Origin of the sequence: Sphingobium sp. B2D3C (assembly GCF_025961835.1) — a bacterium.
Lineage (GTDB): Bacteria > Pseudomonadota > Alphaproteobacteria > Sphingomonadales > Sphingomonadaceae > Sphingobium.
This window is the reverse complement of sequence record NZ_JAOQOK010000001.1, coordinates 1,362,369-1,384,030: the sequence shown is the minus strand read 5'-3', so window position 1 is coordinate 1,384,030 and position 21,662 is coordinate 1,362,369. Positions and strand designations below refer to the sequence as shown.

The window sequence follows — 21,662 nt, the reverse complement described above, 5'->3', positions numbered from 1 at the left end:
CACAACAAGGCACATGGCGCACATTGGGCGCGGGGGGAGTTGCATGTGTGATGTTGTCCGGCGGATCGGCGGCCGGAATAGCCACCCGGGGTTTCACCGGGTCCTTGCGATTGCCCGCCTGCTACACGGCAGAACGCGGTCGGGCAAGGGACTGTTGGGTATCAGCAAGAACCACCGCTTGGCATCGCCTTGGGGTCGGCCGCATAGTCCTGACCGCCCTATCGGCGCTCATCGCCCATCGGTCAGCGCCGCCGCCGCGCGGTCCGCGGAAGGATCCACGCTGACACCCCGCGCTTTCCGTTCGGAATAGCGGTCGACCAGTTGCGCCGCATGCGGCCGCATGAGCACGGTGATCCGCACCAGCTCCTCCATCACATCGACGATGCGGTCATAATAGCTGGAGGGCTTCATGCGGCCGGCCTCATCGAACTCCTTATAGGCCATGGCCACCGACGACTGGTTGGGGATGGTGAACATCCGCATCCAGCGGCCCAGCAGGCGGAGCGTGTTGACCGCGTTGAAGGACTGCGATCCGCCCGACACCTGCATGACCGCGAGCGTCCGGCCCTGTGTCGGGCGCAGGCCTTTCATCTCCAGCGGCAGATGATCGATCTGCGCTTTCATGATGCCGGTGATCTGCCCATGCCGCTCCGGGCTGCACCAGACCTGTCCCTCCGACCACAGCGACAGCGCGCGCAGCTCATGCACGGCCGGGTGATCGTCGCCGGGCACCTGATCGGGCAGCGGCAGGTCCGAGGGATCGAAGATGCGGGGCTCCGCGCCGAAGAACCGCAGCAGGCGCGCGGCTTCCTCGACCGCAAGGCGCGAGAAGGACCGCTCCCGGAGCGACCCGTAGAGCAGCAGGATGCGGGGCGGCGGCTGATCCTCGCCAATCCCGAGGGCGGGCCTGGGTATCGCATAGGAACGGTCCAGCGCCGGAAGATGATCAGGATCGGGCAGGATGCGCACACGGCTCACGAAACGAGGTTCCTTTCATACCAGGGCCGGCTGCGCTTCACGATTGCGACAACGGAGAGCATCACCCGCACTTCGACCAGCACGATCATCAGCCAGATCAGGGCGGCGACGATGAGGTTCACTTGCGCCACTTCGGCCGATGCGATCGCGGCGAAGACACCGGGCACGGCCTGCCCAAGCAGAATGCCGACGACGATGCACAGGGCCACCCAGAGCGAGAGATAGCGCTCGAACGTGCCCATCAGCTCACCCGCTGCCCGGCGGCATCGACGACCGGCTCGCCATCCTCCTTGGTGAAGGCGCCGCGCTGCGCATCGGGCAGGATATCGAGGACAAGCTCGGACGGGCGACAAAGCCGCACGCCCAGCGGCGTGACCACCAGCGGGCGATTGATGAGGATCGGGTGCGCCATCATGACATCAAGCAGCGCGTCATCGCTCAGGCTCTCATCATCCAGTCCGAGTTCGGCAAACGGCGTGCCCTTTTCCCGCAGCAGTGCGCGCGGCGTCAGCCCGGCCCGCGCGATCATCTCGGCAAGCAGCGCTCGCGTCGGCGGGCATTTCAGATATTCGACGACATGCGGCTCGACCCCGGAATTGCGGATGAGCGCCAGCGTGTTGCGCGAGGTTCCGCAACCGGGATTATGATAGATGACGATGGTGGTCATGATCCCGTCCTTCAGCAGCAGGAGAGTTCAGCAAGCAGCGGCTCGCAAAAATCTGCGCGGCCCTGGCAGCAATCCTTGGCGAGGAAGAGCATCAGATCGCGCAAAGGCGCCATATTGGCGCGCTGGATCTGCTGACGTCCCCGCTTTTCCGAGATCACCAGCCCTGCCTTCGCCATGACCGCCAGATGGGTCGAAAAGGTGCTCTGCGTCAGGCTGCTCGCCTCGACAAGTTGCCCCGTCGAAAGGCCCTCCGGCTCATGCCGTACGAGCAACTGGAAGGTTGCCAGGCGGGTCGGGTGCGACAGAGCCGCCAGAATGCCGAGCGCGTTATCGGTTTCCATTCATCGGGAATATCCGATAGGACGGGCGCGCGTCAATATCGAACGGGAAAACCCGATGCTACTTTCCAGATGACGAACGGCGGCTGCCGCTGGACGCCTGGAACCTAAAGCGGAAGCAATGTCTCGCTTCGCTCTAGAGATTGAAATTTAGGAGAAAAATGGTGGACGCACTTGGGCTCGAACCAAGGACCCGCTGATTAAGAGTCAGCTGCTCTACCAACTGAGCTATGCGTCCACTTCGGCGGCTCGTTGATCGTTTGATCAACATCCCGTCGGGAGGTGGGCCGTTAACATGGTGTTTTGAGGATGCCAACAAAAAATCCGAGGCGTGGCGAAAAAAGATGCTGCTTTGCGAGAAAACCGCGTGCGGCTCAGTCGGTGTCGCCGGTGCCGGGGCCGACGGGGGCATCGATGTCGCCATCCTCGCTTGCATTGGTGCCGTCTTCGCTCCCGGTCTGCGCCGGGGTGGCGGGAGTCGGGGCGGCCGGGGAGGCCGCATTGCCGGGCTCGGGCATGAGGGGCGCAGACTCAAGGCCGCGCGCAATGCGGAAGGCGTTGAGCTGGCGCTCCATGCGCATCTGCGGCGTGCCGCCCCAGGTCGCTTCGAAGCGCTGCAGCTTCTCCATCGCCTTGGCGGGATCGTAGAGATAGGTGATGCAATCGCCCGAGATCATCGGCGCGTCCTGCACCCGGTCCATGTGGCCGCCATGTTCGATGATCGTGGCGATGGCGTAGCGCGGATTGTCATGCGGCGCGAAGCCCTGGAACAGGGCGTGATCGCGAAGGCGGAAGGGCTGGCTTGCCGCGCGCTGCCCGCGGGTGCTGATCGCGCCGACCTGCGCCGTGCCGGTCTTGGCGGCGAGCATTACGCCGGGAACGTCCAGCCGCGCTGCACGGCCGGTGCCGCCGCCGTTGACCACATCCTTCATGGCATTGCGGATGACCGTAAGATGCTCGAGCGACACGCCCAGCGGCTCGCCCTGATGGCGCTTGCCGTCGACGATGAAATGCGGATCGAGATCGAGCCCGGTGGCGAGGCGCGCGGCCATCACGCACATCTGCGTCGGGTTCACCAGCATATAGCCCTGGCCGATGGTCGCGTTGACCGTGTCATAGGTCTGCCAGGGCTGGTTGTATTTCTTCATCTTCCAGGCCGGGTCCGGCACGGTGCCGTAGCTCTGGTTGGGGAAGGGCAGGTCGAAGCGCTGGCCGAGGCCCAGCCGCCGCGCCATCATGGCAATGGCGTCCATGCCGATCTTCTGGGCGAAGTAGTAGAAATAGATGTTGCAGCTCTGCTCGATGGCGCGGTGCATGTTCACCGTGCCGTGGCCGCGACGCGCATGGCAGTGAAACAGGCGATTGCCCACCCGCAGCGCCCCGGTGCAGTTCACCGTCGCCTCGGCCGGCAGCCCGGCTTCGAGGAAGGAGAGGGCGATCATCGGCTTGACGGTCGATCCGGGCGGATACAGCCCGCCCAGCGTCTTATTGCGCAGGGGCACATGGTCGTCTTGCGAGAGCATCTGCCATTCGTGATGCGAAATGCCCTCGGAGAAGCTGTTGGGGTCGAAGCTCGGCATCGAGGTGGAGCAGAGAATGTCCCCGGTGTGGCAATCCATGATCACCACGGCGCCGCTTTGCGTGCCCAGCCGCCGGCCGGCGAATTCCTGCAGGCCGGCATCGATGGTCAGCTTGATGGAGCGGCCCGGCGTATCGGGTTGGGTTTCGAGGTCGCGCACCATCGCCCCGCGCGCCGTCACTTCCACGCGGCGGGCACCGGGCTTGCCGGTAAGAATTGAATTGAGCGACTTCTCCAGCCCCTGCTTGCCGAGCTTGAAGCCGGGCGTGATCAGCAAGGGGTCACGCGACGCATTATATTCTTTGGCTGACGGTGTGCCGACATAACCGAGTAGATGGCCGACCGGCGGCCCGGCAGGATAATAACGTGAAAAGCCCTGCGAGGGCACGACGCCGGGAAAATCGGGCAGGCGGACGGAGAGCGCCGCATATTGCTCATAGCTCAGATCATCGGCCACCTGCACGGGCTGATAGCCCGCCGCGCGGTCGAGATGCTCGTTGATGCGGTCCACATCATTGGGCGTCAGGGCCAGCAGCGTAGCCAGCTCGCGCACCACCCGCTCCCGGTCCCGCAAGCGATCCGGGATGATGTCGACGCGGAAATTGGTACGGTTCGAGGCCAGCGCCTGCCCCCGCCGATCCAGAATCCAGCCCCGCCGGGGCGGGGTGATCGTCAGGTTGATGCGGTTGCTGTCGGAGAGGAGCTGGTACTTCTCATTTTCCGCAATCGCGATCCACCCCATGCGTCCCACCAGCAGGCCGCCCACCGCCAGTTGCGCCCCACCGAGCACGAAGGTGCGGCGGTTGAAGCTGTAGGCCTGGCTGGCGGGGGTGACGACTTTGTTGGGGAACAGGATCTTGCGGAAGGAAATCACGGAAGCCGCCATTTGTCCAACGCGGCACAAATGCGCACGATGAAGGGGAACAAGGCGACACTATAGAGGAACTGCGGGAGGATTTGAATGATTTCCCCGCCATGGCCGGAGAGATGCACGGCAAGCCAGCCACCAGCCAGCGCAAAGCCGATCGCCAGCGAGCCGAGCAGCCAGCCATGCCAGTAGTCGCGCCACAGGTTCCGCTGCCCCTCAAAGTCGAAGGCGAGCAGCAGGATCGTCCATAGAAATACGGCGCTGCCGACCGGCTGCCCGTTCATTAGATCATCCACCAGCCCCAGCGGCACGCCGATCCACAGCGGCCAGATGTCCGGACGCAGCACGCGCCAGGCGATCAGCATCATCAGGCCGAACGGCGGGAGCAGGGGGGTCTGCGCGATGACCGGCATGAGCGGCGCCAGCATCGAGCCCAGAAGGACGGACGCGACCGGCACGCCGCGCAAGTGCAGCCAGGTCCGCTTGCGGCCGATCCGGTTGCTGTAGCGGCTGTTCATGGCACGGCGGGCGGCTGCGCGGCATTGCCGGCACGCTCGGCTTCTTCCGGGCGGAAGGGGGCCTGCACGACGACCAACTCCACGCGCGAGGGGTTGGCGAGTGGAATGGCGATGGCCTTCTCGCCTTCGCGCCGCGCGACGATGGCCACAGGGATATTGGAGCGATACAGACCGCCAATGCCGGATGTGACCAGCACGTCGCCGGGCTTGAAGGGATTGCGCTCGGCATTGAGCGCGCGGATCTCGACCGTGCCGTCACCCCGGCCGGAGCTGATGCCCGGAATATTGTCGCTCGTGCGACGCACCGGCACGATATTGCCTTCATCGATAAGCAGTAGGACGTCGGCTGTGTTCGGTCCGGCACGCAGCACGCGACCGACCAGGCCTTCCGGCGCGCGCACCGGCATGCCCGCGCTCACGCCCTCGCTGCGGCCCATGTCGAGGCGCGCCAGGCGGGCGGCGCTGGCCGGCGTGGAGGAAATCAGATGGCCCGCAGCAACGACGCCCTGGTCGGTTTCGGTCAGCTTGAGGAGATCGCGCAGCCGGATATTCTCCTGGCGGATCGCTTCGGCCTCGATGAGGCGCGTGCGGTTCGCTTCCACCTGCCGGCGCAGGGCGGCGTTCTGCGAGCCGGCGTTGATATAGGCGGCAAACTCTTCCTCGATATTGCCGACGCCGACGACGACCGAGCGCAGGTTGCTGGAGATCGGGCGCGTCACTTCCGCCACCGCCGAACGCAAGCCGGCAAAGCCAGCGGGATCGGCAATTGAGAGGATCAGCATCAGCAGGCCAGCGACCGCGCCGAGCAGCGCGATCACATAGCTGGCGAACAGTCCATATTGCGCTTTCCGGTTGAAGCCGGGGCGCCTGTTGCCGGGTGGCGCCATGCGAACAACCTCGGGCTTAGGCGGTCTGGAGCACGCCGCGGAAGACCGGGTCCTCCATCGCGCGCCCCGTGCCGATGGCGACGCAGGTCAGCGGGTCTTCCGCAACGGTCACGGGAAGCCCGGTCTCGTCGCGCAGTTCCTCGTCCAGCCCCTTGAGCAGGGCGCCGCCGCCGGTGAGGACGATGCCCTGATCGACGATGTCGGCGGCCAGCTCCGGCGCGGTGTTCTCGAGCGCGATGCGCACGCCTTCCACGATGGTGCCAATGGGCTCGGCCAGCGCATCGGCGATCTGGCCCTGATTGATCGCGATTTCCTTCGGCACGCCGTTCACGAGGTCGCGGCCCTTGATGTGGATCGTCGCGCCCACGCCGTCGGCCGGCTTCTGGGCGATGCCATATTCCTTCTTGATCCGCTCGGCCGTGGCCTCGCCGATCAGCAGATTGTGGTGGCGACGGACATAGGAGACGATGGCTTCATCCATCTTGTCACCGCCCACGCGCACGCTGGTGGTGTAGGCCAGGCCGCGCAGCGAGAGCACGGCGACCTCGGTCGTGCCGCCGCCAATGTCGACGACCATCGAGCCGATCGGTTCGGTGACCGGCATGTCGGCACCGATCGCAGCGGCCATCGGCTCTTCGATCAGGAAGACCTGGCTCGCGCCGGCGTTGCTGGCGGCATCACGGATCGCGCGGCGCTCGACGCTGGTCGAGCCGGACGGCACGCAGATCACGATCTCGGGAAAGCGGGGGAAGCGGCGATGGCCATGGACCTTGCTGATGAACCATTTGATCATCTGCTCGGCAATGTCGATGTCGGCGATCACGCCGTCGCGCAGCGGGCGGATGGCCTCGATGGATTCCGGGGTCTTGCCCATCATCAGCTTGGCGTCTTCGCCGACGGCCTTGACGCGCTTCACGCCGTTGATCGTCTCCACCGCAACCACGGATGGTTCATTGAGGACAATGCCGTGACCGCGCACATAGACCACTGTGTTGGCCGTGCCGAGGTCGATCGCCATGTCCCTGGAAGTGAACTTGAACCAATTGGAGAAGAACGCCATTGACTGTCCTGTTCATGCCGGTCGCGCCGGTGAGGACGCGGCTTTCAGATGCTCCGGGGAATGCCCGCCCTGCCGACTCCAGCCACCGGAAAAACGGGTGGCTTTCGCTCGCGTAGGAGGCTCGCTTGGTCTAGTCGCAATCCAATGTCAATACGCCGCCTCCCCGAGTCCCTTGTTAATCGAATTGCCGCCGGAGAGGTGGTCGAGCGCCCTGCGAGCGCGCTCAAGGAGTTGCTGGAAAACGCGCTGGATGCGCAGGCCCGCTCCGTTGCGATCTCGCTGCAGCAGGGCGGCCTCGGCGGCCTGAGCGTCACCGATGATGGCCATGGCATGAGCCGCGACGATCTGCCGCTTGCGCTGGAGCGCCACGCGACATCCAAGCTGCCTGACGAGGCCATCGAGGCGGTCAGGACGCTCGGTTTTCGGGGTGAGGCGCTGCCCTCGATCGGCAGCGTCTCGCGCCTCAGCATCGCCAGCCGTCAGCGCGATGCGGATGGATGGCGCCTGGTGTGCGACAATGGCGTGCTGGCCACCGCCGCCCCCTGCGCGATGGCGCCCGGCACGCGCGTGGAGATGGATGGGCTGTTCGAGCGCGTTCCGGCGCGCCGCAAGTTCCTGCGCTCGGCGCGGTCGGAATATGCCGCCTGCCTCGACATCGTCCGCCGCCTCGCCATGGCGCGCAACGATGTCGCATTCGTGCTGGAGCATGACGGGCGCCGGGTGTTCTCGCTACCGGGCGGGCAGACCAGAGAGGACCGCGTGGCCCAGCTCATCGATCGCGAGCTAGCCGACAATCACGTCATTGTCTCGCTGGAACGGGAGGCGGTGACGATCAGCGGCGTCGCCTCGCTGCCGACCTATCATCGCGGCTCGGCCGATCATCAATATCTCTTCGTCAACGGCCGCCCGGTGCGCGACCGCCTGCTGGTGGGCGCTGTGCGCGGCGCCTATGCCGATTTCATTGCGCGGGACCGGCATCCGGTGCTGGCCTTGTTCCTGAATGTGCCGATGCCGGACGTGGACGTGAACGTGCACCCTGCCAAGACAGAAGTACGCTTCCGCGATCCCGCCTTCATGCGCGGGATGATCGTCAGTGGCCTCCGCCGGGCGCTCGATGATGCCGGAATGCGGGTCGCCAATCGGCCCGAGGCCAGCGCCGCCGATCTGTGGCAGCGCGAAGGGGCGCAGGCACCCGAGGCTCCCACAACTTGGCGGGCGCCGTCATCCGGCGGTGCTTATGGCGGCGTGCCGCTGTTTGGAGACCGACAGGCCCGTTTCACCGGCTTTGCGCCGTCAGGCCGGGCGGAAGCGCCGGTCGCGCAGCCGCAGGCCGAGCACCGTGAGTTTCCATTGGGCGTGGCGCGCGGGCAGGTGGCGCGGACCTATATAGTCGCCGAGGCGGAGGACGGGCTGGTGCTGGTCGATCAGCATGCCGCGCACGAACGCCTCGTGCTGGAGCGGATGCGGCGGGCTCTCGTAGAGGGCGCGGTGGCGCGGCAGGCGCTGCTGTTGCCGGAAGTGGTCGAGCTGGATGAGCCGGCCTGCGACCGGATCGAGGCGCGCGCCGCCGAGTTGGCCGAACTCGGGCTGGAGGTCGAGCGCTTCGGCCCGGCGGCGATCCTCGTCCGCGCCGCACCGGCCCTGCTGGGCACCAGCGACGTGCCCGGCCTCGTTCGCGATCTCGCCGACGATCTGGCCGCGCTGGGCGATGCCGCCTCGCTCAAGGCCCGGCTCGATCTTGTTGCGGCGACCATGGCCTGCCACGGCTCGGTGCGGGCAGGGCGGGTGCTCTCCGTGGCGGAAATGAACGCGCTGCTTCGCGAGATGGAGGTCACGCCGCATAGCGGGCAATGCAACCATGGCCGGCCGACATGGATCAAGCTGGCGCATGGCGACATCGAGAAGCTGTTCGGCCGGCATTGAGCCGGCGCGGCTTGTTCGCGCTGCTTATTCGCTCTTGCCGGCCGGGATGAACTCCCGCCGGAACACCGCCGAGCGGATGTTGGTGAAGACGTCGCCGACATATTCATACAGCGCGAAGCTGTTGATGTGGATGCGGTCGCCTTTCTTGAGCGGGCCGGAGGTGAAATCGGGCGCATCAACCGTGGCCAGAAACTCCGATTCCAGCTCGGCGACCAGCCGCTTGCCATCGGTGAAGACATTGCGAACCTGAATGATGCGCCGCGTCTGCTGGTTCACCTTCTTGTAGAAGGCGACGATGGCATCGTGCCCGATCAGCTCGGTGCCATTGCCGATGACGAGATGCACATCAGGCGCATAATTCTTCACCAGTGCGGGCCAGTCCTGCGCATTGAACGAGGCGATATAGGCCCGGAAGCGATCTTCCTGCGTCATGCGCTGCGCCCCTTCTGCGGACTGAACCGGGCCGAGCGGACCCGCGTGAACCGGCCATCCTTGATGTCGTACATGACGAAGTTGACGCTCGAGCGCGTGTCGCCCGCCTTGAGCGCGCCGGTCGGCATGTCCGGCCAGTCGGTGTGCGCCACCAGCGTCGTGCGGAGCACCGCGAGGATATGCGCGCCGGACGGATCGCCCACATAGGTCAGCAGATCCACCTTCTCATGCAGATGCTTGCGCACGCCGCGATAGAAATCGATCACCGCCTGCCGGCCGGTCACCTGCGCGGCCTGGCCGAAGAACTGCACGTCATCGGCATAATAAGCGCTGAACACCGCTTCGTCGGCGCGGTTGAACGCGGCCAGATACGCCTCGAACCAGGGCTGCGACGGCACGGTGCCCTCCTGCGTTGCGGCCCTTGCAAGCGCGCTGGTGCTGCCAATGCCGAGCGCAGCCGCCCCGGCGATGAACGTGCGCCGCGAGGGTGCGAGCGCTACCGGCACAGCCTTGTCATCCTTCATGATCCTCTCCTTGCCGCCCCCATGGCCGACGCGCGCAGGGTGCAGCAAGGATGTTGAGAGATCAATACATCTTGTGCAGCATTTGTCGCATCAGGCCTGCGGGCGGCGACGATGGAGCACGACGGAGACAAGGCTGAGCACTTCCTGATCGTCCTGATTGAGCAGGCGGGTGCGCCATTTGAGGATGCCCGTCTCCGGCCGGCTGCGCGATTCCAGCTTCTCGACCAGTTCGCTCGATCCGCGCAGCACGTCGCCCGGGAAGACCGGGCGGCGCCAGCGCAGTTCGTCCAGACCCATCGCACCCAGGGCATTGGCCTGCCACCCGCCGCTATTCTGCCGCGCCCGCACCATGGCGCCCATCATCATCGCGCAGGTCTGCCAGCCGCTCGCCGCGAGCCGACCGAAATGGGTCTTTGCGGCCGCTTCTTCATCGAGGTGGAAGGGCTGCGGATCATAGCGCTCGGCAAAGGCGATCACTTCCTCGCGATCCACTTCGAACGGGCCGAAATGCTCGGTGAGGCCGAGTTCCAGGTCTTCCCAATAATAGTCCATGTCTGTGCCTTCGGTTCAGGGATCGGATGGCCGTTTGCCTAAGCGGCGAGGGCAAGAAGGGCAAGCTGCGCTCATAGGGCTTGAATAGGACGCGAATATGTAACATGATATGTTGCATGAGTCGCAACAGCAGCAAATTGTCCGGCGTCCTCCACGTCCTCCTCCACATGGCGGAGCAGCAGCGTCCGGTTACATCGGAGATGCTGGCCAGAATCATGCAGACCAATCCGGTGGTGATCCGCCGGGTCATGGCCGGCTTGCGGGACTCCGGTTATGTCCGCTCGGAAAAGGGCCCTGGCGGGGGCTGGTCGATTGCCTGCGATCCGGCGGCCGTCACGCTGCTGGATATCTATCGGGCCATCGGGGCGCCGCCGCTCTTCGCCATCGGCAATCGCAGCGACAACCCCGGCTGCGCGGTCGAGCGGGCCGTCAACGCTGCGCTCGATGCACCGCTGCGGCAGGCCGAGGCATTGTTGCTCGACTCCTACGCCACCGTCACGCTCGCCAGTCTCAGTGCCGGCTTCCACCGTCTCTTGCCGTCCGATTACGGCGCCCAACACAGGATCGAAAATCCATGACCACGCACGACACCGCACCGGATGAGACGGTGGACCCGGACATGTTCATCAAAGCCTTCGACGATCCGGCAGCCACGGCCCGCTACTGGGATGGCCCGCGCCGCTTCGTGCCGGGGCTGGATGCGCTGCACCGGATGACCGGACTGCTGCTTGCCGAGCGCGCCCCACCGGACGGGCGGGTGCTCGTGCTCGGTGCGGGCGGGGGCATGGAATTGAAGGCGCTCGCTGAGGCGCAACCAAGTTGGCGCTTCGTGGGCGTGGACCCGGCCGGCGAAATGCTGAAACTGGCCGAACGCCAACTCGGGCCGCTGATGGAGCGCGTCGAGTTGGTGCACGGGCTGATCGACGATGCGCCGGACGGGCCATTCGATGCGGCAGTCTGCCTCCTGACCCTGCATTTTCTCGACCCCACCGAGCGGACGCGCACCGTGCAGCAAATCCACCGCCGCCTGCGCCCAGGCGCACCCTTCGTCGCTGCCCATAGCAGCTTCCCGCAGGATGCGGAGACCCGCAATGTCTGGCTGGACCGCTATGCCGCTTATCCCAAGGCTATGGGCGCGGACCCGGCCGACACCGCCAAGGCCCGCGCCGCCGTCGCCGCCAGCCTCCACTGCCTCTCGCCTGAAGAAGACGAAGCCATTTTGAGAGCCGGCGGCTTTGCGGACATGGCGCTGTTCTACGCTGCTTTCACGTGGCGGGGCTGGGTCGGCCACGCCTGACAGCTCAATTAGCCCCTCCTGTTGAGCTTCGCTCGCCTGCGGCTCAGAGGAGGGGTTGGGGTGGTGCTGCAACCGCGCAGTCATTCACCGAACCTGCGATGCTCGCGCATCGCCACCACCCCCGGCCCCTCCTCTGAAGAGAGGGGAGTCATTGTCTGGACGTATCAGCGCCCCAAGGAAAGGCGCGCGAACAGCGTGTAGCCCCAGGGATTATCCCCATAGACCGCATCCAGCGCCGCCGGCTTGGCGTAGAGATTGACGCTACCGCCAAGCGCAAGGTGGACCGGGCCGTCACCGATCGGGGTGTTCCACGCATAGCCAGCCTGCATCTTGGTGATGCGGAACGGCACGTCGTGGAGCGGATCGTCATGATCGGGGATCAGCTCATCATTGGCGACATTCTCGACCCGGCCGAACAGGCTGTGTCGCGGCGTCAGATCGTAATTGATCTCGCCGAGCCAGGCGGTCAGCGTATCGCCGGGGTCGCGGTTCTTGGCGGAGAAGGCCGCGGTCGCCGAGAGGGCGCCGTCCGCATAATGCACGCTGGCCGTGGTACGATGCTCGTTCTGGTCGCCATGAAGCGTCTCGGGATTTTTGAGGAAGCCATGGCTGACCTGCGCGGCCCAGTTGGGCGTCGGCGTCCAGCTCAGCCGCACCGACCAGCTATCGAGCTTGGGCGTCTCGATGCCCCAGCGCTCCTCATCCGGCTCACGCCCCCGAAAGGCCGAGCCCTCGAGCTGCCATTGCGGCAAGGCGACGCCCGCAGTCACCACGCCATAAGTGATATGGGTGGAATCGAACCAGTGGTGGGTGATCGGCGGCTCGGGATTATAATGCGCGCTCGCCCGGTGCATGAAGGCCGAGGGGCCCAGCGCCGGCTCGCCGACCGGTCCGCCATAGAGGAAGACGCTTGCGCCGGGCGCGATGTCCACGTCCAGCCGCGCGGCCAGCTCCATGAAGAGATCGTGCGGATGCTGGCGGTCGACCAGCGCAGCGCCACCCGCCGTCTCGCCCGTGGCAAAGAGATTGGGGTAGCCCCGCGCCGACATGGTCGGTTCAAGGCTGAGCATCGAGCGGAGCGCGAGCCGCGCACCGCCCAGATCCCGCTCCGCCGCCAGCATCAGCATCGAGGTGGCGTAGACCAGATCGTCACCGCGCGGCCCCTTATGATCGGTGTAATTGAGCTGGACATTGCCGTGCGCCATCAACATCCAGTCGCCGCTCATCGCATGAAGGCCGCTCATCGGGCCTTGTGCTGCCGGGAGCCGCGCCGTGCCGGAGCCATCGACATAAGGTTGGGCGGTGTCGGTGGGGTGGACGTGGTTCGGTGCCGAGGCGGGTGTTTCGCCATTGTGCTGGGCGTGATCCATTCCAGAATGATCCATGCCAGAATGGTTCATGCCGGCATGATCCATCGCGCCATGATCCATCGCGCCATGATCCATGGTCGAATGGTCCATCGTCTCGCCGGCATTTTCGGCGGGCGGTGTCAGCGGGCTGGCGCTCTGGTGTCCGGCATGGTCATGCCCGGCCGTCGGCGCCTGCGCGAAGAGGGCAACGGGCGAGGCTGCCGCGAGCAGGCTCGCAGCCACGTTCAATCGAAAACTCATGATATAAAAGTCCTGTCTGAAGCTGTTTGGGAAAAGCGTTCAGAGGACCTGTCGGGGAGGAGGGGTATCGGGCGATCCCAGCCAGTCGGTCAGGCGGGCAGGGTTGGGAGACCAGTTCGCCTTGCCGGGCAGCAAGGACAGTCGATCGACCGGGCGGTAGCTCCGGCTGTCGATCGGCGCGACGCAGCCGATGCAATCATGATGCGCCACCGCCGGCTTGGAGCCATCCGGGATGGACGGAGCATGGCCGCTATGGGCAGCGTGATCGCCATGCGGCGCGGCAGTCTGGGCGCTCGCATGGTGCGCGACGCCCGTCCCCTCGCTCCCCGGCGCACACGCGCTGGCCTGCATGGCCGGCAGAGCCAGCAGCAGCGTCAGCAGCGCGCAGAGTAGTCGGCGGGGCAACGGCATGATGGCGAGGTTATCGCACCGATCTAGCTGTGAAGGAAGTGCATCACGTCGCCGTCCTGCACCACATAGGCTTTGCCTTCGGCGCGCAGCTTGCCGGCCTCGCGCGCCTTCGCCTCGCCGCCAAGCGAGATGAAATCGTCGAAGGCGACGGTTTCGGCGCGGATGAAGCCCTTCTGGAAATCGCTGTGGATTTCGCCCGCTGCTTCCGGCGCGCTGGCGCCGCGATGGACCGTCCAGGCACGCGCTTCCTTGGGGCCGACGGTGAAGAAGGTGATGAGGTGCAGCAGATCGTAGCCGGCGCGGATCACGCGGGCGAGCCCCGCTTCCTCCAGGCCCATGGCCTCCAGAAACTCGGCGCGATCCTCGATCGGCATCGTGACGAGATCGGCCTCGATCGCGGCTGATACGACCACCGCCTGCGCGCCCTCGGCCTTGGCCTTCTCGAACACGCGGGCGCTGAAGGCATTGCCTTCCGCTGCGCTCTCTTCCTCGACATTGCACACATAGAGCACGGGCTTGGAGGTCAGCAGCTGCGCCTGCTGGAAGATGCGCGCTTCCTCCTCGTCATTGATCTCGACGAGCCTCGCGGGCTTGCCCTCGCGCAGCAGATCGAGCGCGCGGCCGAGCACGGCGGCGGCAATCTTGGCTTCCTTGTCGCCGCCGGTCGCCTTCTTGGCAAAGGCGGGCACGCGCTTTTCCAAGCTTTCAAGGTCGGAGAGCATTAGCTCGGTCTCGACCGTCTCGGCATCGGCAATGGGATCGACGCGATTGTCGACATGCTGGATGTCGTCATTCTCGAAGCAGCGCAGCACATGCACGATGGCGTCCACTTCGCGGATGTTGCCGAGGAACTGGTTGCCCAGGCCCTCGCCCTTGGAGGCGCCGCGCACCAGGCCCGCGATATCCACAAAGGCCAGCTGGGTCGGGATGATCTTCTGGCTGCCGGCAATGGCCGCGAGCTCGTCGAGCCGCGCATCCGGCACCGAGACCTGGCCGACATTCGGCTCGATGGTGCAGAAGGGATAGTTGGCAGCCTGCGCTGCCTGCGTCTCGGTCAGCGCATTGAAGAGAGTCGACTTGCCGACATTGGGCAGGCCGACGATCCCGCATTTGAAACCCATGGAAATCTGTCCGTTCGATCTGGAAGCACGTGATGTGGCCCCTTAGCGCCCTGTCGCTGCCATGGCCAGCCGTCTCAACCGCAGCGCCCAACAAGAAACCGCCGCGCCGGGGTGGGCGCGGCGGCGATGCAGTGTCGGATCGTGAACCGGTCAGGCGCCGACGGGCTTGCCGTCCGTCCGGGTGATGACGACGGTCGAGGAGCGGGGCTGCTCGCCGGCGATCGGCCAGTTGCCGGTCGGGTGCTGGATGTTCACGAAGAAGGTCTTGAGGTCCGGCGTATAGGCAAGGCCGGTGATCTCGCAGCCGGTCGGGCCGACAAGGAAGCGTTTGCTCTTCTTGCTGGTCTGGTCGATGTAGAACATCGCATTGTGCCCGACGACCTGCTCGATGGTGACGCCGCTCGCGCCCGATGTGCCCGGCACGCTATGGTCGGTCTGCACCCACAGGCGCCCCTGCGGATCGATGCGGATGCCATCGGGGCTGGAGAAGGTATCGCCATTGATGTTGCCGACCAGATTGTTGCCGCCTGCGGCATAACCGGGGTCGCCGGCCAGCAGGAACAGCTCCCAGGTGAAGCCGGTCGCCAGCGGAGAATCGCCGCTCTCGCGGAATTTGAGGATGTGGCCGTGGCGGTTGGTGACGCGCGGGTTCGCCGCATCGGTCACCTTACGGCCGCTGTTGTTGGTCAGCGTCACGAAGATCGTCTTGCCGTCCGGCGAAACCGTGATCCACTCCGGCCGATCCATCACGGTGCCACCCGCAACCCGCGCGGCCGAGGCGCAATTGATCAGCACGTCGGCCTGGCTGTTGAAGCTCACCGGCGTCGGCGCAGGGGCCGTCGTGAATTGGCTGACATCGCCCGGATCGGACGCATTGGCGACAAGACCGTTCTGGCCCTGCACCAGCGCTTTCCACTCGCCCGAGCCGTCCGCATTGAACTTGGCGACATAGAGTGTGCCATAGTCGAGCAGGTTGCTGTTCGCCGCCCGGTTGGTCGTGCTGTAGGCCTGATCCGGCACGAACTTGTAGATGCAGCCCGGCGTCGAATCGTCGCCCATGTAGAAGGCCACGCGGCGATCGCTGTTGGTGAGGTGCGCGACATTCTCGTGGCTGAACCGGCCCATGGCGGTCCGCTTAGTCGCCGGAGCCAGCTCCTGCAGCGGGTCGATCTCGACCACCCAGCCATAATCCCGCTCGGGGCGCGTGGGGTCGAGATAATTGTCCGTCGTTTCCTCGCAGGTGAGGTAGGTGCCCCACGGCGTGCGGCCGCTCGAACAATTGTTGAGCATGCCCTTGATCGTGCCGGAGAGCAGCCCGGCGGCCGGCCCACCCGCGCGGTAATTGGAGTTGCCGGTATAGCGCTTGTTATATTGCGAGCCGGCCTTCACCGCCCAGTTGCCATCGCTGCCCTTGGCGACTTCCACCACGCCAATGCCTACGGCCGAGAGCGCAAGCGCCTTCTGGTCCGTGGTGGCGGTGGCGGCATCGTAATTGCCGTTCATCAGAATGTTGAAATCGGGATATTCGAAATTGATCGCCAGCAGGCCGCCCTTGTTGGGGTCGACGCCCGACAGCTCGAAATATTCCATGCCGTCATGATTGCCGCCGGCCCATTTCTCCGCCGTCGCAGGCGTCGGGAAGCTGCCGGCATAGCCGGTGACGCCGGTCTCGATGGCATCGCCCGCCTTCAGCAGGACTTTCACGTCATAGCCGGCCGGCACGGTGACCTTGTCGTCCTGGTTGGCGGCCACCGACGTGAACTCGATGGCGTAGCTGACCGCCGGCGTGGGCGTGGGGGTCGGCGTCGGGCTGGGTGTCGGCGTGGGATTGGGAATGGTCACCATCCCATCCTTGTCCTCCCCGCAGGCCGAGAGCATCGCCGCGACCGGGAAGATCGACAGGCCGAACAGGCCGTTCTTGATGATCGTGCGGCGCGAAGGATTGGCCTCGACAATCGCTTCCAGACTGTTGGGATTGGCCTCGTTAGACATCGCGGTCCGGTAGGGCGCGCGGGCTTCGTCGGTAAGATGTGACATGATTTCCCCTGAATTGGTTCCGCCACGGCTCGCGGAAGGTGCATTTGCCGCTCAGGCGGGGCCTGATCGCAGAGGTGCATGACATGATGATTGCGAGGCGATGGCACGGGGATGAAGATTGCAAGTCAGTTCCGTGACTTAGGTGAGGTGAGGGATGGGGCTGACCGGGAAGTCGATAGCTCGGGGGCACAAAACGCCGTCATTCCCGCGCACGCGGGAATCCAGATCGACGCTTACATTCGGGACCAACGCTCCAGCTGGATTCCCGCGCGCGCGGGAATAACGAAGGGTGAGCGGCTTGGATAAAATTCAGGGGCATGCGACGTCCGATTTCAGACACAGCCCAGGAGGTCTGTACGGCTGACTTGGCGTAGAAAGCGGCCGTTGCAACAAGCGCCAACTCCTGTAGTCTGTAGGCGTGGAAATGGACGAGCTACGCAGCCGCTTAGCGGCCATTCTGGCTGTCGAACAACGAGAGCCAACAGATTGGCTTGAGGTGGATCGGCTAGCAAGCGAGCTTCAGGAGGAACTGCCAATCGACGCGACGCCGGAGGCCGTTCACCACTATCTTAATGATGCTGACATTCGATCCCGCGACGGCGCATACGGGGCGCGTCAAAGGCAAGCGGTGCAACGGTATGTCGACTTGGGAGATTATGACGATGGCACCCTCATCCCGTGGTGGGGATGCGGTCTGGTCCTCTTGGCTGGCGCGTGCGTCGTGAAGTGGCTGCTGCTATAGTGAGCGAATTTCGGCAATGTTGTCGTGTCGGGAATATCTGCATCGCGACGACAATGCAGGATAGCCGACATTACCGGAAGCAGCCAGCTTGTGCCCGCACCCTAGCTGACGACTCATCTCTTCACCGTGGCGGCGCAGTGGGTTAGGGGTAAGCCGATGCTTGCGATCCGCTCTTCCATGCCGCGCGCCTTGCCGGGGCGCTCTTTCTGGCTCGCTTTGCTTGTCGTGCCGGCCCTCGCCGGGTGCGCCGGCAGCACCAAGTTCCGTCCGGTCAGCGATACGCCGGTGCGCATCGGCCCGCCTTATGTGGTGCGCGGCGTCACCTACACGCCCACCGATGATCGCACGCTGGACATGCTGGGCGATGCGAGCTGGTACGGCGGCGAGTCCGGCAATCAGACCGCCAATGGCGAGCGCTTTGTAAAGCACGGCATTTCCGCCGCGCACTCCACCTTGCCGCTGCCCAGCTATGTCGAGGTGACGGCGCTGGACACGGGCCGGACGATCCTGGTGCGCGTCAACGATCGCGGGCCGTTCGCCCGCAACCGGATCATCGACCTGTCGCAAGGGGCAGCGGAACTGCTCGGGATCAGGCAGCAGGGCACGGTGCAGGTGCGGGTGCGACGGGTCGAGCCGCCCGAGGCCGATCGGGCGCGGCTGCGGGCGGGAAAACCGGCCATGGCCCGGCCGGACGTGCCGCAACAGACGCTGGCGCCTTGGCGTGCCCGTCTCGCGGCCTATCGCGCCGCGCAGGCGCAGAATGGCGGCAGCCGGTAACGGCGCCCGCGCCCGCTGTCAGTCCTGCAGGCGGCGCGCGACCTCGTTCATGAAGCGCAGATCGTCGCCCGCAGCCAGCCATTCCGCCTCGCGCGACATGGCGCCGAGCAGGTCGGCCAGCGGATCGATCTCGATCTTGGCATAATTGCCGAGCACATGGCCGGTCACGCGGTCCTTGTCGCCGGGATGGCCGATGCCGATGCGCACGCGGCGAAACTCCTTGCCCAGATGCGCGTCAGTGGAGCGCAGGCCGTTATGGCCGGCAGTGCCGCCGCCGCGCTTCACCTTCATCTTCATCGGCGCAAGATCGAGCTCGTCGTGGAAGACGGTGACGTCCTCGACACCGAGCTTGTAGAAATCACAGGCGGCACGAATGGCGCGCCCGCTCTGGTTCATGAATGTCTGGGGTTTGAACAGCAGCACCTTGTGCGGGCCGATGCGGCCTTCGGAAACGAGGCCCTGAAACTGCTTCTTCCACGGCGAAAAGCCGTAGTCTGCGGCGATGACGTCCAGCGCCATGAAGCCGACATTGTGGCGGTGGAGCGCATATTGCGATCCGGGATTGCCGAGGCCAACCCAGAGTTGCACAGATGCGCTCCCCCCGCGCGGAGAGGCTTACGCCTCGCCGGCCTCTTCGCCGTCCTTCGTCGTGTCGCCTTCGCTCGACTTGAGCGCGGACGGAGCAACGATGGTGGCAATGGTGAAATCGCGATCGGTGATCGCCGGCTCGGCGCCCTTGGGCAGCTTCACCGCGCTGATGTGGATCGAATCGCCGACGTCGAAGCCGGTGAGGTCAACCGTGATGCTGTCCGGAATCTCGGCGGCATCCACGATCATTTCCAGCTCGTGACGGACGACGTTGAGCACGCCACCGCGCTTGAGACCGGGAGCGGCCTCTTCGTTCTCGAACACCACGGGCACATTCACATGCACCTGGGCGTGTTCGGAAACACGCAGGAAGTCGGCATGGAGCGGACGATCCGTCACCGGATGGAACGCCACGTCCTTGGGGAGCGTGCGGACCTTCTTGCCGCCCACTTCGACCATGACGACCGAATTGAAGAAATGGCCCGTGCCGAGCAGCTTGTTGAGGATCTTTTCCTCAACGTGAATCGACTGCGGCTCTTCATTATTGCCATAAATGACGGCGGGAACGCGGCCCTCACGGCGGAGAGCGCGGGAGGCTCCCTTGCCTGCCCGATCGCGTGCCTCGGCCGACAGCGTAAGCGTATCGCTCATGTGCGTGTCTCCAGAAGCTTAGTGCTAGAATCTCCGCCACGCCTCCAGGGATGACCATGACGGAAGCCGGGGCGATTAGCGGCAAATTGCGGGGAAAGCAAGCGAAGCGACCGAGCGCGCGTTCATTGCACCCGATCGATGCGCCATCCGCGCGCGGCAAGGCGGGACTGCAGGCTGGCATCGCCAACCAGATGCCCGGCGCCGACCGCGACGAAAGCGGTGCCGGGTTGGGCCGTCATGGCCGCATCGAGATGCCGCGCCCAGCGCTCATTGCGCCCGTCGATCAGTCTTGCGCGCAGAGCCGGCGCGCGCGCGAACGGGGCGATGAACTCGCGCTCCAGCCGGGCCACGTCGCCGCTCGCCCAGGCGGTGAACAGGCTGCGGTAGAGGGCAGGGGCCTGCGCCGCATCCGTGAGGGACTGGCTGAGCAGTAGCCGTTGCTCGCTCTCCGGCATCCTGTCGAACAGGCCCAACTGCTGGTCGATGGTCTCCAGCCCGAGAACCGGCCGCGAGGCCTTGTTGAAGCGTTGCTCCAGCACCGCTTCGCCCGCCTCTGCGGCGGTGAGCGAGAGTCCGGAGGCAGCCGCAGCGTTGAGGAGCAGGGCGGCGGCCCAGCTCTCATAGCCGTCCAGCTGATCGAGCGCGGCGCCGTGGTTCGCCTGCAGCGCCCGATAGCGCTCGGCATCCTCAGGCGAGAGGCGCGCGGCGATGGGCGGCAGGCCGGCGCGCCGCCCCAGCCGCTCGAACACCGCCCGGCTCTCGCGCTCGCCTTCAAGGCCGGTGACCTCAAGATACAAGCGGTCGCTTTCGTCCGCCGCCTTGGCGATGGCCGGAGAAAGCCAGGCCTCGCCGCGCGGCACGGCATGGATGGTGCCGAACAGCCAGAGCCGCGCCTCACCTTTGCTGGCCTGCCACAGCGCCGGGCGCGCCGTGACGGTGGCGGGATCGGGCTGCGTCGGCGCGCCGATCCGCCAGCCCAGCCACAGGAGGGCCGCCAGCGAGGCCAAGGCGATCAGCAGCAGCGGCGCAAGGCGGCGCTTGTTCAAGGCTGGGTGCGGCCCGCTCATCGATGAGCCCTTATTCTACCCCGTCCATCACCGGGGCCATTTCACCCGCTTGGCGGACAGCCCGTGCTTTTCGAGCATCGCCTGCACGCTCTTGTCTCCCGACAGATGACCCGCGCCCACCGCCATGAAGACCGTGCCGGGCTGCTTCATCCGCGCGGCGATCCATTCGGCCCAGCGGGCATTGCGGTCGGTCAGCAGGATGCGCTCGATCTCTTCGCTGCTCTCGGTCGTCTCGTTCATCAGCGCCGCGAGCCGCTCTTCGTCGCCAGCGCTCCACGCGGCGACCATGCCGTCGATGGTTTCGGCGAGCGTCGGCAGCTCCGCCAGCGTCTCCTTGAGCAGGGTCAGTTGCACGCCCTCGGGCATCTGGTCGAAAAAGCCGATCTGCTCGCTGGAGGTCTCCAGCCCGACCAGCGACTTGCCCGCGCTGGCCGCCGCAGCCTTAACCGCCTTGTCGACGCCGCTTTCGGGCGAATAGCCGAGGGCATCCAGCGGCAGCACGGTCAGGGTCGTGGCCGCGAACCAAGGCTTCACATGGTCGAACAGCAGGGTCGAGACGCCATATTTCTCCAGCGCGGCGAAATAAGCGGTGCGGGTCGCCTCATCGAGCTTGTTGGAGAGCGGCAGGCCCGGGGCCACCGCCCGCTGCATGATTGCCTCCCGCGTGGCGCCCTGATCCTGATCGATGACCTCCAGCACGACGGTATCCGCCTTGTCGAACGCTTTGCGCACCGGCCCCTCGAACCAGCTGATGCCCGGCTTGAGCAGATGAATGGTGCCGAAGAGGTAGATCGTCGTGTCCCTGTCCCGCACCACCCACAGGGCGGGGCGCGCGTGAATGGTGGGCGCCTCCGCAGCGGCTGCCGGTGTGGCCGGCGCCTTGGGTTGCTGGGCGAGCGCGGGGCCGGTGAGGGCCGGGGGCAGCAGCAGCGCCCAACCGAGGATCAATGTTTTCCAGTTCATGCACGCGCTCCTCAAATCACCGCCTGCATTGGGCAAGTTGGCGCGCGGACGCAACCCCGCCCGGCCCGGCGC

General features: G+C 65.6%; 23 protein-coding genes, 1 tRNA gene and 1 other annotated feature. Of the genes, 4 read left to right on the top strand and 20 right to left on the bottom strand.

Annotated elements, in window-relative coordinates; all coding sequences use genetic code 11:
- Positions 1-51 precede the first annotated feature (51 nt).
- Positions 52-107 (bottom strand) — a sequence feature (sul1 is cis-regulatory element that is thought to sense ions involved in sulfur or methionine metabolism; They are found in Alphaproteobacteria).
- A 121-nt stretch (positions 108-228) separates the two neighbouring features.
- From arsH to M2339_RS06380, 9 genes are all read right to left on the bottom strand, one after another.
- Positions 229-978, bottom strand: coding sequence for an arsenical resistance protein ArsH (gene arsH / locus M2339_RS06420; protein ID WP_319801010.1), 750 nt, complete (start codon positions 976-978; stop codon positions 229-231).
- Positions 975-1,220 carry a hypothetical protein gene (locus tag M2339_RS06415; RefSeq protein WP_413714739.1) on the bottom strand — a complete coding sequence of 82 codons (246 nt, stop codon included), beginning with the start codon at positions 1,218-1,220 and terminating at the stop codon, positions 975-977. The genes arsH and M2339_RS06415 overlap by 4 nt, the downstream gene beginning before the upstream one ends.
- Positions 1,220-1,645, bottom strand: a complete 426-nt coding sequence (gene arsC, locus M2339_RS06410) for an arsenate reductase (glutaredoxin) (protein WP_264587162.1) — start codon at positions 1,643-1,645, stop codon at positions 1,220-1,222. The genes M2339_RS06415 and arsC overlap by 1 nt, the downstream gene beginning before the upstream one ends.
- 11 nt (positions 1,646-1,656) lie before the next feature.
- Positions 1,657-1,986, bottom strand: a complete 330-nt coding sequence (locus tag M2339_RS06405; RefSeq protein WP_264578829.1) for an ArsR/SmtB family transcription factor — start codon at positions 1,984-1,986, stop codon at positions 1,657-1,659.
- Positions 1,987-2,145: 159 nt separating this feature from the next.
- Positions 2,146-2,221: transfer RNA gene (locus M2339_RS06400), tRNA-Lys, on the bottom strand.
- 136 nt (positions 2,222-2,357) lie between these two features.
- Complete coding sequence (gene mrdA, locus M2339_RS06395; protein WP_264587163.1) at positions 2,358-4,448, bottom strand: penicillin-binding protein 2; 2,091 nt, start codon at positions 4,446-4,448, stop codon at positions 2,358-2,360.
- Positions 4,433-4,948: a rod shape-determining protein MreD gene (locus M2339_RS06390; RefSeq protein WP_264587164.1), complete on the bottom strand. Its 516-nt coding sequence runs from the start codon at positions 4,946-4,948 to the stop codon at positions 4,433-4,435. Before M2339_RS06390 ends, mrdA begins: the two co-directional genes overlap by 16 nt.
- Positions 4,945-5,835: a rod shape-determining protein MreC gene (gene mreC / locus M2339_RS06385; protein ID WP_264587165.1), complete on the bottom strand. Its 891-nt coding sequence runs from the start codon at positions 5,833-5,835 to the stop codon at positions 4,945-4,947. Before mreC ends, M2339_RS06390 begins: the two co-directional genes overlap by 4 nt.
- Before the next feature lie 16 nt (positions 5,836-5,851).
- Entirely contained in the window at positions 5,852-6,895 is a 1,044-nt protein-coding gene (locus tag M2339_RS06380; protein ID WP_181559593.1) for a rod shape-determining protein, read from the bottom strand.
- Between the two features lie 144 nt (positions 6,896-7,039).
- Here M2339_RS06380 and mutL point away from each other — a divergent pair, with 144 nt between their 5' ends.
- On the top strand, positions 7,040-8,818 hold the full coding sequence (mutL, locus tag M2339_RS06375) for a DNA mismatch repair endonuclease MutL (protein WP_264587166.1): 1,779 nt from the start codon (positions 7,040-7,042) through the stop codon (positions 8,816-8,818).
- Between the two features lie 24 nt (positions 8,819-8,842).
- On the opposite strand, the gene M2339_RS06370 is transcribed toward mutL, so the two are convergent.
- The 3 genes from M2339_RS06370 to M2339_RS06360 all read right to left on the bottom strand — a co-directional run bounded on the left by M2339_RS06370 (position 8,843) and on the right by M2339_RS06360 (position 10,326).
- Positions 8,843-9,250: a nuclear transport factor 2 family protein gene (locus tag M2339_RS06370; RefSeq protein ID WP_264570236.1), complete on the bottom strand. Its 408-nt coding sequence runs from the start codon at positions 9,248-9,250 to the stop codon at positions 8,843-8,845.
- Positions 9,247-9,774, bottom strand: a complete 528-nt coding sequence (locus tag M2339_RS06365) for a nuclear transport factor 2 family protein (protein WP_181559596.1) — start codon at positions 9,772-9,774, stop codon at positions 9,247-9,249. Before M2339_RS06365 ends, M2339_RS06370 begins: the two co-directional genes overlap by 4 nt.
- 90 nt (positions 9,775-9,864) lie before the next feature.
- Positions 9,865-10,326 (bottom strand): MaoC family dehydratase, encoded by a 462-nt coding sequence (locus M2339_RS06360; protein ID WP_264606268.1) that lies wholly within the window; start codon positions 10,324-10,326, stop codon positions 9,865-9,867.
- 116 nt (positions 10,327-10,442) lie between these two features.
- Between M2339_RS06360 and M2339_RS06355 the strand changes: the two genes are divergently transcribed.
- Entirely contained in the window at positions 10,443-10,904 is a 462-nt protein-coding gene (locus M2339_RS06355; protein ID WP_264606267.1) for an Rrf2 family transcriptional regulator, read from the top strand.
- Positions 10,901-11,623 carry a class I SAM-dependent methyltransferase gene (locus M2339_RS06350; RefSeq protein ID WP_264606266.1) on the top strand — a complete coding sequence of 241 codons (723 nt, stop codon included), beginning with the start codon at positions 10,901-10,903 and terminating at the stop codon, positions 11,621-11,623. The genes M2339_RS06355 and M2339_RS06350 overlap by 4 nt, the downstream gene beginning before the upstream one ends.
- Positions 11,624-11,787: 164 nt before the next feature.
- Here the strand turns inward: M2339_RS06350 and M2339_RS06345 are convergent, their stop codons facing one another.
- The 4 genes from M2339_RS06345 to M2339_RS06330 form a co-directional block, all read right to left on the bottom strand.
- Complete coding sequence (locus tag M2339_RS06345) at positions 11,788-13,233, bottom strand: hypothetical protein (protein ID WP_264606265.1); 1,446 nt, start codon at positions 13,231-13,233, stop codon at positions 11,788-11,790.
- Between the two features lie 39 nt (positions 13,234-13,272).
- Complete coding sequence (locus tag M2339_RS06340; protein ID WP_181559599.1) at positions 13,273-13,644, bottom strand: hypothetical protein; 372 nt, start codon at positions 13,642-13,644, stop codon at positions 13,273-13,275.
- A 23-nt stretch (positions 13,645-13,667) separates the two neighbouring features.
- Positions 13,668-14,765, bottom strand: coding sequence for a redox-regulated ATPase YchF (ychF, locus tag M2339_RS06335; protein ID WP_264606264.1), 1,098 nt, complete (start codon positions 14,763-14,765; stop codon positions 13,668-13,670).
- Between the two features lie 150 nt (positions 14,766-14,915).
- Positions 14,916-16,802: a PhoX family protein gene (locus tag M2339_RS06330; protein ID WP_264606263.1), complete on the bottom strand. Its 1,887-nt coding sequence runs from the start codon at positions 16,800-16,802 to the stop codon at positions 14,916-14,918.
- 898 nt (positions 16,803-17,700) lie between these two features.
- On the opposite strand from M2339_RS06330, the gene M2339_RS06325 reads away from it, so the two are divergent.
- On the top strand, positions 17,701-18,321 hold the full coding sequence (locus M2339_RS06325) for a septal ring lytic transglycosylase RlpA family protein (RefSeq protein ID WP_413714738.1): 621 nt from the start codon (positions 17,701-17,703) through the stop codon (positions 18,319-18,321).
- A gap of 18 nt (positions 18,322-18,339) precedes the next feature.
- Here M2339_RS06325 and pth read toward each other — a convergent pair whose 3' ends face one another.
- The 4 genes from pth to M2339_RS06305 all read right to left on the bottom strand — a co-directional run bounded on the left by pth (position 18,340) and on the right by M2339_RS06305 (position 21,590).
- Positions 18,340-18,909: an aminoacyl-tRNA hydrolase gene (gene pth / locus M2339_RS06320; RefSeq protein WP_264606262.1), complete on the bottom strand. Its 570-nt coding sequence runs from the start codon at positions 18,907-18,909 to the stop codon at positions 18,340-18,342.
- A gap of 27 nt (positions 18,910-18,936) precedes the next feature.
- Positions 18,937-19,560, bottom strand: a complete 624-nt coding sequence (locus M2339_RS06315) for a 50S ribosomal protein L25/general stress protein Ctc (RefSeq protein WP_181559604.1) — start codon at positions 19,558-19,560, stop codon at positions 18,937-18,939.
- Between the two features lie 122 nt (positions 19,561-19,682).
- Positions 19,683-20,627: a TraB/GumN family protein gene (locus M2339_RS06310; RefSeq protein ID WP_264587174.1), complete on the bottom strand. Its 945-nt coding sequence runs from the start codon at positions 20,625-20,627 to the stop codon at positions 19,683-19,685.
- 27 nt (positions 20,628-20,654) lie between these two features.
- Entirely contained in the window at positions 20,655-21,590 is a 936-nt protein-coding gene (locus tag M2339_RS06305) for a TraB/GumN family protein (RefSeq protein ID WP_264587175.1), read from the bottom strand.
- Positions 21,591-21,662 lie beyond the last annotated feature (72 nt).